This window comes from Rhodococcoides corynebacterioides NBRC 14404 (assembly GCF_001894765.1).
GTDB classification, from domain to species: Bacteria; Actinomycetota; Actinomycetes; order Mycobacteriales; family Mycobacteriaceae; genus Rhodococcoides; species Rhodococcoides corynebacterioides.
In genome coordinates this window covers 75,183-88,209 of sequence record NZ_BCWV01000008.1, presented here as the reverse complement: position 1 = coordinate 88,209, position 13,027 = coordinate 75,183, and the positions used below count along the sequence as shown (strand labels likewise).

Annotated in this window: 11 protein-coding genes; 5 read left to right on the top strand and 6 right to left on the bottom strand. The window is 70.3% G+C overall.

All coding sequences use genetic code 11. The annotated features are described in order from the left end of the window. Positions 1-26 precede the first annotated feature (26 nt). From RC2_RS17165 to RC2_RS17155, 3 genes are read right to left on the bottom strand one after another with little or no spacing between them, the layout of a single operon-like run. Complete coding sequence (locus tag RC2_RS17165; protein WP_245811167.1) at positions 27-1,502, bottom strand: DUF2079 domain-containing protein; 1,476 nt, start codon at positions 1,500-1,502, stop codon at positions 27-29. Positions 1,503-1,561: 59 nt separating this feature from the next. After that, entirely contained in the window at positions 1,562-2,365 is an 804-nt protein-coding gene (locus RC2_RS17160; RefSeq protein ID WP_068145642.1) for an ABC transporter permease, read from the bottom strand. Then, positions 2,362-3,372: an ATP-binding cassette domain-containing protein gene (locus tag RC2_RS17155; protein ID WP_068145639.1), complete on the bottom strand. Its 1,011-nt coding sequence runs from the start codon at positions 3,370-3,372 to the stop codon at positions 2,362-2,364. Before RC2_RS17155 ends, RC2_RS17160 begins: the two co-directional genes overlap by 4 nt. A gap of 239 nt (positions 3,373-3,611) precedes the next feature. Between RC2_RS17155 and RC2_RS17150 the strand changes: the two genes are divergently transcribed. Further along, positions 3,612-4,796 (top strand): NAD(P)/FAD-dependent oxidoreductase, encoded by a 1,185-nt coding sequence (locus RC2_RS17150; protein WP_245811166.1) that lies wholly within the window; start codon positions 3,612-3,614, stop codon positions 4,794-4,796. 40 nt (positions 4,797-4,836) lie between these two features. Here RC2_RS17150 and malQ read toward each other — a convergent pair whose 3' ends face one another. Continuing rightward, entirely contained in the window at positions 4,837-6,978 is a 2,142-nt protein-coding gene (malQ, locus tag RC2_RS17145) for a 4-alpha-glucanotransferase (protein ID WP_371828676.1), read from the bottom strand. Between the two features lie 100 nt (positions 6,979-7,078). Between malQ and RC2_RS17140 the strand changes: the two genes are divergently transcribed. The 4 genes from RC2_RS17140 to RC2_RS17130 all read left to right on the top strand — a co-directional run bounded on the left by RC2_RS17140 (position 7,079) and on the right by RC2_RS17130 (position 10,517). After that, positions 7,079-8,164 (top strand): hypothetical protein, encoded by a 1,086-nt coding sequence (locus tag RC2_RS17140; RefSeq protein WP_068145633.1) that lies wholly within the window; start codon positions 7,079-7,081, stop codon positions 8,162-8,164. Positions 8,165-8,267: 103 nt separating this feature from the next. After that, positions 8,268-9,617: an L-lactate MFS transporter gene (locus tag RC2_RS17135; protein ID WP_068145673.1), complete on the top strand. Its 1,350-nt coding sequence runs from the start codon at positions 8,268-8,270 to the stop codon at positions 9,615-9,617. Then, positions 9,614-9,754: an MFS transporter small subunit gene (locus tag RC2_RS18995; protein ID WP_156509723.1), complete on the top strand. Its 141-nt coding sequence runs from the start codon at positions 9,614-9,616 to the stop codon at positions 9,752-9,754. The genes RC2_RS17135 and RC2_RS18995 overlap by 4 nt, the downstream gene beginning before the upstream one ends. Then, entirely contained in the window at positions 9,747-10,517 is a 771-nt protein-coding gene (locus tag RC2_RS17130; protein ID WP_245811165.1) for a YqjF family protein, read from the top strand. Before RC2_RS18995 ends, RC2_RS17130 begins: the two co-directional genes overlap by 8 nt. Positions 10,518-10,539: 22 nt before the next feature. On the opposite strand, the gene RC2_RS17125 is transcribed toward RC2_RS17130, so the two are convergent. Both RC2_RS17125 and RC2_RS17120 read right to left on the bottom strand, forming a co-directional pair. Next, positions 10,540-11,760: an SfnB family sulfur acquisition oxidoreductase gene (locus RC2_RS17125; protein ID WP_068145631.1), complete on the bottom strand. Its 1,221-nt coding sequence runs from the start codon at positions 11,758-11,760 to the stop codon at positions 10,540-10,542. Beyond that, positions 11,757-12,953: an LLM class flavin-dependent oxidoreductase gene (locus tag RC2_RS17120; RefSeq protein ID WP_068145627.1), complete on the bottom strand. Its 1,197-nt coding sequence runs from the start codon at positions 12,951-12,953 to the stop codon at positions 11,757-11,759. The genes RC2_RS17125 and RC2_RS17120 overlap by 4 nt, the downstream gene beginning before the upstream one ends. Between the last annotated feature and the right edge of the window lie 74 nt (positions 12,954-13,027).

The window sequence follows — 13,027 nt, the reverse complement described above, 5'->3', positions numbered from 1 at the left end:
TTCCGGTCCGCCCCACCTTCCCGGCGTCAGCGCCGAAGAACGAGGATGCCGTTCACGTCCTCGACCACGCGGTACCCGTCGGCCAGCGCCGTGCTCACTGCTCGGCGGTCACCCTCGGCGTTCTGCGGCCAGCCCGGAGGTCGTGCCTGGTCGACCAGGATCCACTCGGGTGTGGTCGAGTCCGACGGACGCTGCGGGAAGACCGTCGTGGGGTGCGTGGCGACGAGATGGGGCACCAGATCGTTCGACGCGGACACTCTGGCGTCGCGGGGGATGTCCGCGCTCACCTCGCGCACCGTCTCGATGCGGGGATCGACGCGCCACCCGTCGGCGGAGGCGAGCCGAGCCACGGGTTGGAAGGGCAGCGCGATCAGGGCCACGGCGGCGACCGCGGCGAGCACCAGGCGTTCCGCCCGACGTGAGAGTTCGCCCCGCGTCCGTCCGCGCACCAGGGCGTCGATCAGCGCGGCGAACAGGATCGGCATGAGTACGGCGTTGTAGTGGAAGATCGGCTTCCAGAAGTTGGTGTTGTCGCTGAGGAAACGCCACGCGACCGTGGGGACCGCGACCAGGACGATCGGAGACCGCAGGGCGGCGAAGCCGGTGATCGCGAGGAGCAACAGGATGGTCGCAGCACGGGGATCGCCGCTCACCAGACCGTGGGTGGTCTCCGCGATGCCCTCCGACAGCGGCGGCAGCTTGGATCCCTGTCCGTAGGCGTCGTCCGGGCTGAGCGCCGGCACGATCACCGCCACCGCGAGCACGGTCCACAGGGCGCCCCACGCCGCGGTCAGCACGCCGACCACGCGGTCTCGCCCGGTGGTCCACACGGCGATCAGCGCTCCGATGACGACGACCGTCAGACCCATGTCCTCCTTCACCCAGACCAGCGGCAGCGTCCACAGAGCTGCGCTGCGCCACCGCCCCTGGCCGAGGGCGGACATCGCGAACGCGAGGAGTGGGACGGCGAACGCGATCTCGTGGAAGTCGAAGTTCAGGGCGGACTGCAGTCCCCAGGACAGCCCGTATCCCACGGCGACCACCACGGCGGGAACGACGCCGAGCGCGCGGTGTGCCCATCGGGTGAGAGGAACGACGCCGACGGCGAACAGGACGGCCTGCGCCACCAGCAGCGTCTCGGGAGCGGGAGCCACCGCGTAGAAGGGGGCGAGCAGCACCGTGATCGGCGAGAAGTGATCGCCGAGCGTGTTCCAGCCGGTACCGAGCAGATCCGAGGTGGGGGCACGCCCGTCCGCGTAGGACGAGATCTGCTGGACGAAGATGCCGAGGTCGAATCCGGACGTGCGGCCCTGGTAGTGGCCCGTCACGGAGAGGGCCGCGTAGAGCGGTGCGAGCAGAAAGAAGGCCGCGGCCGGGAGCAGGAACTCGGTACGCCCGAACCGCGCACGCCCCACCCGTGACGCCCGCACGCGGGCTGCCGCACCGGCGCGGGCGGGTGCCGATGCGGCAGCAGAGGTCGACGCGTTCTCGATGGCGGTCACAGGACCCAGTGTCTACACGATATTCGTGAGACGTGACTGTGAACGAGCCCCGGGCAGGGTCAACGGCTGACCGCTTTGGCGTAGCGGCGAATGGCGAGCGGCACGAACACCACCAGGATCAGCACAGACCATCCCAGGGTGGCAAGGACGGGGTGCTGCAGCGGCCACGCATCGGGAACCGGTACCTGAGCACTCGTGTTGCCGAACAGTTCACGGCACGCCTGGGTGATCGCGGAGATGGGGTTCCACTCGGCCACCGTCTGGAGAGGACCCGGCAGGTCCGAGCTCTGGACGAACGTGTTCGCGATGAACGTCAGCGGGAAGATGACGATGAAGGTGGCGTTGTTGAACACCTCCGGTGTGCGGATCCACAGCCCGATGACCGCCATGACCCACGACAGCGCGTAGGCGAAGAGCAGCAGCAACGCGAACCCGGCGAGGGCCTCGAGGAACGACGATCGGATGCGCCAGCCGACCACCAGTCCGGTCAGCGACATGACCACCAGCGAGATCACGTTGATGACGATGTCGCTGCTGGTCCGACCCACCAGGACGGCGGACGGCGCCATCGGCAGAGTTCGGAACCGATCGATGATGCCCTTCTGCATGTCCTCGGCCAATCCGAGCCCGGTCCACGTCGACCCGAAGATCACGGTCTGGACGAAGATGCCCGCGATCAGGAATTCGCGATACGACGTTCCGGGAACGTCGATGGCCGAGCCGAAGATGTACGCGAAGACCAGCACGAACATGATCGGCGAGAGCAGCGTGAACACGATCAGGTCCGGCACGCGCTTGAGCTTGATGAGATTGCGGCGGGCGATGGTGGCGCCGTCGGACAGGGCGAGCAGGGGAGCGGTCATCGGGCGGATCCTGTCGAGGCGGACGCAGTGGCGTCGGTGGCGTCGGTGTCGTCGGCCGTGGCGCGACCGGTCAGTGTGAGGAACACGTCGTCGAGGCTCGGCTTGGCCAGCGAGGCATCGGTGGGCACGATTCCTCGCTCCCGCAGGGCGAGCAACGCGTCGGACAGGGTGATGGCTCCGTCGGACGCGGGCAGCGTGAGCCGCCGCGACGACTCGTCGGCCGTGACCTCACCGGCCGGTCGGCCGAGGATCTCCACTGCCGTGCTCAGGTCCTCCGCCGTCGCGAGGGTCAGGTCGATGCGCGAACCGCCCACGCGGGACTTGAGATCGTCCGCCGTGCCCCGTTCGATCACGACGCCGTGGTCGATCACCGCGATGCGATCCGCGAGGCGGTCCGCCTCTTCGAGGTATTGCGTGGTGAGCAGCAGGGTGGTGCCGGCCGCCACGAGCTCGTCGATGACCGCCCACAGATCGATGCGAGCCCGCGGGTCGAGGCCCGTGGTGGGCTCGTCGAGGAAGAGGACGGGCGGGTCGGCGACCAGCGCGCCCGCCAGATCGAGCCGCCGACGCATGCCCCCGGAATAGCCCTTGACGGGCCGATCCCCGGCGTCGACCAGGTCGAATCGCTCGAGCAGCTCGCGCGCCCGCGCTCGGCTGCGCTTGGCGCCCAGGTGGTAGAGCCGGCCCACCATGTCGAGGTTCTCGAACCCCGTGAGGTACTCGTCCACCGCCGAGTACTGCCCCGACACCCCGATCCGCGAGCGCAGCTCGGCCGCGTCCGTCACCACGTCGAGGCCGGCGACGGTGGCCGTCCCGGTATCCGCCTTCAACAGGGTGGTGAGGACGCGAATGGTGGTGGTCTTGCCCGCGCCGTTGGGGCCGAGCAGCGCCATCACCGTCCCCTCCTGGACCTCGAGGTCCAGCCCGTCGAGGGCGTGGACGTCTCCGTAGTGTTTGACCAGCCCGGTGGCCACGATGGCCGTTCCGGAATCTCCCCGTCTGCCCATGTTCTCCCCTTCTCGCCCACGGTCTCGCCCGGTGTTCTGCCGACCTACGACTGACTCGCGCCGCCGCCGAAAGTCATCGCACCACGAGCCACCGACACGAATCGCCTCGCACGAGCACCGGCCTGAGGCTCGCCGGACGTTTGAGGAGGCAACGGCTGCGGCTATCCGACGGCCACGGCCGGGCGCGGCGATCATCGACTCCGCCCCGGCGCTCGCAGGTAGACGACAGAACGGGGTTCGTGGTGTCCGAGTACGACTACATCATCGTCGGGGGCGGCATGGTCGCCGACAATGCCGCGAAGGGGATTCGCGAGCAGGACCCGGAGGGCTCGATTCTCGTCGTCGGCAACGACGTCGACGCCCCGTACACCCGTCCTGCGCTGAGCAAGAAGCTGTGGACCGACGAGGAGTTCACCACCGACAAGGTGCCGCTGGGCACCGAGGAGACCGGCGCCACGGTCGTCACGGGTACCACCGTGACCGGACTCGACCGCGACGCCCACACGATCACCACCGATGCGGGAGACACCCACACCTACCGGTCGCTGCTGCTCGCGACCGGCGCCTCGCCGACGCAGCTCGACCTGCCGCCGTCGGAGCGGGTCGTCTACTTCCGCACGTTCGCCGACTACCGCCGGTTGCGCGCGCTCGCGTCCGAGGGCACGCACGTCGCCGTCGTCGGCGGGGGGTACATCGGCACCGAGATCGCGGCCGCGTTGTCCCAGAACGGCGTCACGGTCACGCTCGTCACCAGCGACGACGTCGTCGGCGGACACATGTTCCCGGAGACCCTGGCGCGCGAGTTCCATCGGAGCTTCGTCGACCACGACGTCACCGTCCGCACGGGCGTGAAGGTGTCCTCCGGGCAGCAATCGGGCTCGTCGGTCACCCTGACGCTCGACGACGGGTCGACGCTGGACGCGGACGCCGTCGTCTTCGGTCTCGGCGTGAAGCCCAATGTGGAGCTGGCCGAGCAGGCCGGCCTCGAGGTCGACAACGGCATCGTCGTCGACGAGCACCTCCGGACCGCGGATCCGGACGTCTACGCGGCCGGCGACGTCGCCAACTACCCGGACGCGATCCTCGGCCGTCGCCGCATCGAGCACGTCGACAACGCCAACGAGATGGGCACGACCGCGGGCCGCATCATGGCAGGCTCCACCGATCCCTACACCTACACTCCGTACTTCTACTCGGACGTCTACGACAACGGCTATCAGGCCGTCGGGACGATGAGCACCGAGCTGACCACCGTCGAGGACTGGAAGACACCGGGTAAGGAGGGCGTCGTCTACTACCTCGACGAGAACTCGGTGTTGCGCGGGGTGCTGATGTGGAACGTCTGGGAGGGCCTCGACGAGGCCAAGGAGATGTTGAAGTCCGACGCGCCGCGCTCGCACGAGGACCTCGTCGGCGCACTGTGACCTCGCCCGGGTGCGGCGCAACGCCGCACCCGGGCCGCGCTCAGTCCTCGATCAGCGACGGCACGCGGCGCAGGTCCTCCACGGACACCGCTCGACCGGCGCTGTCCGCCAACGGAATCCGCCAGTTCTGATACTGCGTCTCGTCCGTCCCCGGCTGATTCTGGATGCGGTGCTCGCCGACCATGTCCACCAGCGCCACCCCGAGTAGCAGGGACGGGCTGCGTTGGATCAGACGGTGCAGGGCGGCAACGGTGTCGGTCGTCGACGCGTCGTCGGGCAGCAATCCGTGTCGACGTGCCAGGTCCAGCACCGACTCCCGCTGCGCCTCGTCCTGCTCGCGTTCGGAGTCGACGTCGCGTTCGAGCAGGCCCAACCGAGCCCGCAGGTCGATGTGTTCGCCCGCCAGGTATCCCGCGGTGGGCGGCAGGTCGTGGGTGGTGACCGAGGTGAGGCACAGTTCGCGGTACTCGGCGGGATCGATCGGACCGTCGTCGTCCCGCTCGAACCACAGAATCGACGTTCCCAGAACGCCTCTCGACGCCAGGTACTCCTGCACCACGGGCTCGAACACGCCGAGATCCTCGCCGACCACCACGGCGCCCGCCCGGTCGGCCTCGAGGACGAGGATGCCGATGAGCGCTTCGTGGTCGTAGGTGACGTACGTGCCCTCCGCCGGCGACGCCGCGTCGGTGGGGATCCACCAGAGGCGGAACAGGCCGAGGATGTGATCGACCCGGAGCCCGCCGGCGTGCTTGAGGACGGTGCGCAGCATGTCGCGGTACGGCGCGTACCCCAACTCGGCCAACCGATCCGGCCGCCACGGCGGTTGATTCCATTGCTGGCCCTGCTGATTGAAGTCGTCGGGCGGTGCTCCGACCGTGACTCCCTCCGCCAGCGCGGAGCCCAGCGACCACGCGTCCGCGCCGCCCCGCGCGACACCGACGGCCAGGTCGTGGACGACGCCGATGTCCATGCCGGCGGTGTGCGCGGCCGCCTGCGCGTCGGCCAGCTGCTCGTCGCAGATCCACTGCAGCCAGCAGTGGAAGTCGATGCGGTGCGCCAGCTTCACCTGCTGCCGCTCGACCCAGGGAGTGCGGGGCCCGGCGGCCTTGGTCCGCCACCGCTCGTCGGACGGCGACAACTTCTCCGTCAGCGCGCACCAGGTGGCGAAGTTGTAGAGCCCTTCGCCCTCCTCGCGACGGAACGCGGCGAACGCCGCTTCGCGGGCCGGACTGCGCGGCACCAGGAACACGGCCTCGAGAGCGCGCAGCTTGGCGCGGAAGGACTTGTCCCGGTCGATCGTGTCGGTCCGAGTGTTCGCGCGGTGCAGTCGCCTGGCGGCGTCGCGGATACGCGCGTACTTGTCCCGCGGGAGCATCGCCGTCTCCTGGATGTTCTCGACCCGGATGTACAGCGGGTTGACGAACCGGCGGGTCGTGGGCAGGTAGGGCGAGGCCTCGATCGGCGGCCGCGGCGCTGCCGCGTGCAACGGGTTCACCAACACGTAGTCCGCGCCGTGGTCCTCGCCGAGAATCGACGCCATGTCGGCGAGGTCCGCGAAATCGCCGATCCCCCAGGACCGCGGGGACCGCACGGAGTAGAGCTGCGCCAGGACGCCCCAGCGTTGCCGGTCCGACAGTGCCGCAGTGGTCGAGAGCACCGGCGGGGTCACCACGAGGGTGCACGACGACGGCGCGTCGGCACCGTCGACCTCCGCGACGAGCGTGTGCCACCCGGGTTCGAGGTCGGTGGGCAGGGCGAAGGTCGCGCGGCCGACGAGGGCGCCGTCGACGTCGCGGGGGTCGACCCACACGTCGCGCTGCTGCGCTTCGCGGCGCGCGCCGCTCTCGGTCTCGACCGACAGCGTCACCGAGGCACCGTGCGGAACGTGCACCGGCACGTCGCGGTCCGCACCCGCCACGGTGACGACGGACGGCGGCAGCGTGCGTCGCCACGGCGCCTCGTCGTGCGCGGCGATGGCGGCGTCGGCCGCTGCGTCGGTGCTCGCGTCGACGTCGAGTGCGCCGAGGACCGCGCGCAGGGTGGATTCGGCGACGTCGCGACGGGTCTTGTCCCATCCTTCGTACGACGTCGCGACGCCGTGGAGGTCGGCGAGCGTGCGGAGGCGATCGATGTCGGTCACCCGATCGATCGTAGAGGCGGCACGCGGTCGACGCGTCATCGTGGGCCGAGGCCGCCGCGGTGGGACGGGGACGCGACGACGGTCTGGAACGATGGAGAGGTCCGACGAACCCGGTCCGGCTTCCAGCGAGGTGTGACGAATGCCCGGTGATCCCACCGACGATCGCGCTCGGCGCGCGGATGCCGTACGCCGCATCGCGGAGTCCGCCCGCATCGACGCGGTCCACGAGCCGCTGTCCGACCGTGCCGCGCTGCTCTACGCACTGGGTCGGGTGGACGAGGGCGTCCGGACGGTCGCCCTCGCGCGGCTGCGCGCCGGCCGCCGCTTCCCGGCCATCGGAGGCTTCGCGGCACTGCGTCCGCTGGTGCGCGAGCTCGATTGGATCGAGGAGCGGCTGTCCGCCGGCCGCGCGGGTCCGACACGGGTGGCGCTGATGCAGCGGAAAGCGTTGCTGTCGCGGCGCCTCGGGGGTCTGCGGACGCGATTCGTCATGAGCTCGGCCCACTACGCCACCGGCGTACGCGCGATCCGCCGGGACCGGCGCGACGGCCTGCACCTGGACGTCGATCAACGCACCGGCCTGTTCGAGGCGCTGTGTCACACCCCTGCCCCGCTCGGGGCCGGACCCGGTCCGCTGGGTCGGGCGAGGGAGATTCTCGGTGGACTGGCGGCCGAACGGCTCGAGCCGGTGCACGAGCGCGGCGCCGCGCTCGCCCGGTCCGTGGCCGGAACCGACGTCGACCGCTTCACGGACCGGTACGAGACCGTCGGCTTTCTCGCCGGCACCTACCACGACCGCATTCTGGGCGCGCGCATCTGGCACACCGATCTCTTCGCCGTGGCGAGGGCCCAGCTCGACCCCGGTCTCGAACTGGTCGGCATCGCGGTCGACGTGGTGGCGCTGGCGACGCTCGACGCGGATCTGACCGCCGCGTTCGAGGCGCAGGGCGACGCGATCGACGACGAGGGTCGGCGCGAGATCCTCCGTCGCCGCGGCGATCTCATCCCGGTCTGGGATCAGGTGATCGACCGTGTCGCCGCGCTCTCACGCGTGGTGGACGAGATCGCCGTCGCCGAGGTCGAGCACCGGTCGCTGGACGTCCTCGCGCAGACGGCGGGACTGGACCGTCGCATCGAGGATCTCCTCGGTCGATCCGGCGATCGCGAGATCTCGGCGGACAACACCCATTCCGTGTCCGACCAGATCTCGCGCGACCAATGGTGAGAATCCGATCGGGCGGAATCCCACCCGAGCCCCCCTTCCGAATGATCGGATGGAGGTGTCGGCACCGATCCACGAGCCGACGATCGGAGAGGACCCACCGCCCATGCCCGCTGTACTCGAACGCGCACGCATCGTCGCCCCACCCGGGTGGAGTCGATGGCTCGTTCCGCCGGCCGCACTCGCGATCCACCTCGCGATCGGACAGGCCTACGCCTGGAGTGTCTTCAAGGCCGCCATATCGTCCGACACCGCACTGGGATTGAGCGGCACCGCCACCGCACTGCCCTTCCAGCTCGCCATCGTCATGCTCGGCCTGTCGGCCGCCGTGCTCGGCACCAAGGTGGAGGTGCACGGTCCCCGGTGGGCCATGACGATGTCGTTGATCTTCTTCTGCACCGGCCTGCTGGTCTCGGCGTTCGGTATGTCGATCGGACAGTTCTGGCTCGTCGTGCTCGGCTACGGCGTGATCGGTGGCATCGGCCTCGGCATCGGCTACATCTCCCCGGTGTCGACGCTCATCAAATGGTTCCCGGACCGGCCCGGAATGGCCACCGGTATCGCCATCATGGGCTTCGGCGGCGGCGCCCTCGTGGCATCCCCGTTGACCACGAAGCTGCTGTCGGCCTACGGCGGCAACACGACGTCGTCGATCGCCACCACCTTTCTCACCCTCGGCATCGGCTACGCGGTCTTCATGGCGCTCGGCGTGATTCTCATCCGCGTGCCCGCCGACGACTGGCGGCCCGCCGGGTGGACCCCGCCGGAGCCGAAGGACGGCGAGCACACCCAACGGGTGTCCGCGGCCAACGCCCTGAAGACGCCGCAGTTCTGGCTGCTGTGGATCGTGCTGTGCTTCAACGTGACCGCGGGCATCGGCATCCTCGAGCGCGCCGCCGGCATCTACACCGACTTCTTCCCCGACCCGACCGCTCCCGAGTCCGTCGCCACCGCCGCGGCCGGGTTCGTGGCGTTCCTCTCCCTGACCAACATGCTCGGCCGCTTCGTGTGGTCGTCGGTGTCGGATCTGGTGGGCCGGAAGAACATCTACCGGATGTACCTGGGGGTGGGAGCGCTGCTCTACCTGTACATCTCGCTCTTCACCAACAGCAACAAGGTGCTCTTCCTCGTCAGCGCCATGGTCATCCTCTCGTTCTACGGCGCCGGGTTCGCGACGGTGCCCGCCTACCTGCGCGACCTGTTCGGGACCTACCAGGTCGGCGCCATCCACGGCCGGCTGCTCACCGCATGGTCCGTCGCCGGGGTGCTCGGACCGCTGATCGTCAATGCCATCGCCGACCTGGGTGAGGCGGGCACCACCGGCCGCTACGTGCCGGCGTTCGTCACGATGATCGTGTTGCTCTCCATCGGGTTCGTCGCCAACGAACTGATCAAGCCCGTGGATCCGAAGTACTCCGAAGCCGATCCCACCCGCGAGGAAGGTGTCCGCACGTGACCCCAGAACGTTCGAGCGCGCCGTCGTCGGCCGTGTCCGTCCCCGTCGTCGTGGTGTCCTGGCTGTGGGTCGGTGTGCCCTTCGCCTGGGGTCTCTACGAGCTGATTCTCAAGGCGAAGAACCTGTTCGGTGGGTGACGGTCCCGGCCGGTCGGCCGGGGATCGGGGGCCACGTCTGTGGCCGCGGCCCCCGATCCTGCCGCGGCCGGTCCTGCTCGACCAGCACTGGACACGATTGGTGTTCCTGCACTGGCGGGTCGACCCCGCCGACGTGGCACCGCTGCTCCCGCCCGGGGTGGTCCCGGACGAGTTCGACGGGTCCAGCTGGGTCGGGTTGATCGGCTTCCACATGGTGGGGGCCGGCCCGGGCTACGGGCTCCCGGTGCCGTACCTGGGCACGTTCGGCGAGATCAACGTTCGCCTCTACAGCCGGGACGGTGACGGTCGCCGCGGTGTCGTGTTCCGGTCGTTGGAAGCGACGAGGCTCGCCGTCGTCCTCGGTACCAACCTCGCCGGTGTGCCGTATCGCTTCTCGCGCATCGGCATCGCGGACGACGGGGTGGTGCTCGGCTACGCGAGCACTCGTCTGGCACCGCCGCATCGCGGTGCCGCCACCGACTTCGCGGTCCGGCGTGGGTCCCGTGACCGGAGCGACGATGCCCTGGCGGTGTTCCTCACCGCACGCTGGGGAATGCACACCGCGGTCGCGGGTCGGCCGATCTACGTGCCGAACACGCACCGGCGGTGGCCCCTGTACGACGCCGACGTGGTGCGCCTGCGCGACGACCTGGTGGCCGCGGCCGGTCTGCCGGGCGTCGCGAACCGGCCCCCGGATTCGGTGCTGTGGTCGCCCGGCGTACGGACCCAGTTCGGTCGGCCGTTCGGTGTCACCCCGGCCTGACCCGTGGCCGCGTCACTCCGGTCTAGACGAGGCCGTGCCGCGGCGGGTGGGCGCCGGTGAGCGCGTAACGCCCGACGTGCTGCACCTTCCACCGCGATGGGTCGTGGAGGGTGTGGGTCCGGGCGTCCCGCCACAACCGGTCCGTGCCCGACGACGCTGCCGCACTGCGCGTTCCGCCCGCGTCGAACAGTGCCGAGGTGGTGTCCAGGGCTGCTCGGGTGGCGACCACCTTGGCCGCGGCCACGGCGATCGACGCGGCCGCGGCTGCCTCGGGGTCGGTCGCCCCCGCGTCGTCGGCGCGGGGATCCTCGGCACGGTCGATTGCCTCGCCCGCCTCGACGAGCAGGGATTCCGCGGACCGCACCGTGATCTCCAGGTCGCCGAACTGCTGGAGCAACAACGGATCTCGATCCGCCGACGCGACGGCCGCGTCCACCGGCGGCCGTGCGGAGGCGACGGCATCCCGCGCCGCGTCCATCGCCGCCCGCGCGAGACCGACGTCGATCGCAGCGTGCACGAGTTGGGCTCGAGCGCCGTACGTGGTGGCCTCGGCGAAGATCGTGGAGTACGGAATCACCGCGTCGGCGGGCACGGCGACATTCGTCAGCACGACGGTGCCGGACGCCGTCGTCCGTTGGCCGAGCCCGTCCCAGTCGTCCTCGATGTCGATGCCGGGAGTGTCGACGGGCAGATAGGCCAACACCTTTCGTGTCTGCGCCTCCGCCTCACGGTGAGAGCCGACGACACCGCGGACCACCAGCCAGTGCGCCAGCAGGGCGCCGGTGCAGTAGTACTTCGTCCCGGTGGCCCGGAAGGAGCCGTCCGGTTGCGGCGCGAACGACGTGTGGTCGATCCCCACCGTCGCCGTCCCACGCTCGCTCTGCGCGTTCGCGAAACGACGCCCGGCCAGAGCTTCCCCGAACCACCGCTTCTGCTGCAGGTCGGTGCCCGTCCGGCGCAGCGCGTCGAGGAACGTCAGATGGCTCTGCGGGATCTGCGCGACGCTCGCGTCGCCGCGGGCCAGCGTGGCGAACACGCGCGCCACCGTGCGGGTGGCCACGGGGCGACCACCGAAGCGGGCAGGCACCGTGATTCCCAGCAGGCCCGATTGCGACAGCGCGTCGAGTTCCGCGCGCGGCAGGGTGCGGTCGCGGTCCCGTGCCGCGGCGCCGGTCGCGAGGACCGCCCGCAGAGCCTCGGCCGTGGCCAGCGCGGCGTCGTCGTCGAGCACGGGTGGCGTCATCGCGAGGCCGGGAGGAACGGAGTGTGTCCGGCCGCGGTCCGCTGCACACCCGCCGAGACCAGGCCGCGACGCCGCAGGATCGGCAGGACGCCCTCGCCGAACCAGTAGAGCTCCTCGAGATGCGGGTAGCCGGAGAACACGAACTCGTCGATGCCCAGGGCCGCGTACTCGGCGATCCGGTCGGCGACCTCCGAGTGACTGCCGACGAGTGCCGTGCCCGCGCCGCCGCGGACCAGCCCGACGCCGGACCACAGATTGGGCGCGATCTCCAGAGCGTGGGGGTCTCGCCAGGATCCGTCTCGTCGGCTCTTCTCGTGGAGGGCGAGCATCGCGCGTTGACCAACCGACTCGCTGCGAGCCAGGTTCGCCTGGGCGGTGGCCACGGTGTCCTCGCCGAGGGCGTCGACCAGCGACCCCGCCTGCGCCCACGCCTCCGTCGCGGTGTCACGGGTGATGACGTGCAGACGAATGCCGAAGCGCACGGTCCGCCCGCGCAGGCGGGCGAGACCGCGGATCCAGTCGATCTTGGCCGCCACCGCAGCCGGGGGCTCGCCCCAGGTGAGGTAGACGTCGGTGTGGTCCGCCGCGACCGGGCCGGCCGCCGGCGACGAGCCGCCGAAGTACAGGGGCGGAATCGGATCGGGCAGGAAGGGAAGCGACGCGTCCTCGACCTGGATGTGGGTGCCGTGGTGGGTGACCGACTCGCCCCGCCACAGGCCGCGCACGACCGTGAGGAACTCGTCGGTGCGGGCGTACCGCTCGTCCTTGCTCAGATGGTCGCCGTACTGCCGTTGTTCGTGCGCCTCACCGCCGGTCACCACGTTGAGCAGCAGCCGACCGGGCGCGTGCCGGGAGAAGGTCGACGCCATCTGTGCCGCGAGCGTCGGACTGATCAGACCCGGTCGAAAGGCGACGAGGAAGGCCAGCCTCTCCGTCTCGCGGGCCACCATGGCGGTGGTGAGCCACGCGTCCTCGCACCACGCCCCGGCCGGTGTGAGGGCGCCCGTGAAGCCGAACTCCTCGGCAGCCCGGGCGATCGAGGACAGATAGCCGATGGTCGCCCGCCGGTCACCACTGGCCGCGCCCGCGCGGCTGCCGTGACCACCGCCCACGATGGACCGGCTGTCGCCGTAGGTCGGCAGGAACCAGTGAAGGGCCAGGGAGGGCGGGGGAGCAGCGCCGTCGACAGTCACTCGACCGACGCTAGGAGCGGGGACGCGCCGTGCCCACGGTTGTGCTCGCCGCGATCCGAAATCCGGACGACGTC

What these genes read in the sequence shown, in the direction of transcription:
- RC2_RS17160 (WP_068145642.1), bottom strand. Translation starts at nt 2,365, where the DNA reads ATGACCGCTCCCCTGCTCGCCCTGTCCGACGGCGCCACCATCGCCCGC.
- RC2_RS17155 (WP_068145639.1), bottom strand. Translation starts at nt 3,372, where the DNA reads ATGGGCAGACGGGGAGATTCCGGAACGGCCATCGTGGCCACCGGGCTG.
- malQ (WP_371828676.1), bottom strand. Translation starts at nt 6,978, where the DNA reads ATGACGCGTCGACCGCGTGCCGCCTCTACGATCGATCGGGTGACCGAC.
- RC2_RS17140 (WP_068145633.1), top strand. Translation starts at nt 7,079, where the DNA reads ATGCCCGGTGATCCCACCGACGATCGCGCTCGGCGCGCGGATGCCGTA.
- RC2_RS17135 (WP_068145673.1), top strand. Translation starts at nt 8,268, where the DNA reads ATGCCCGCTGTACTCGAACGCGCACGCATCGTCGCCCCACCCGGGTGG.
- RC2_RS17125 (WP_068145631.1), bottom strand. Translation starts at nt 11,760, where the DNA reads ATGACGCCACCCGTGCTCGACGACGACGCCGCGCTGGCCACGGCCGAG.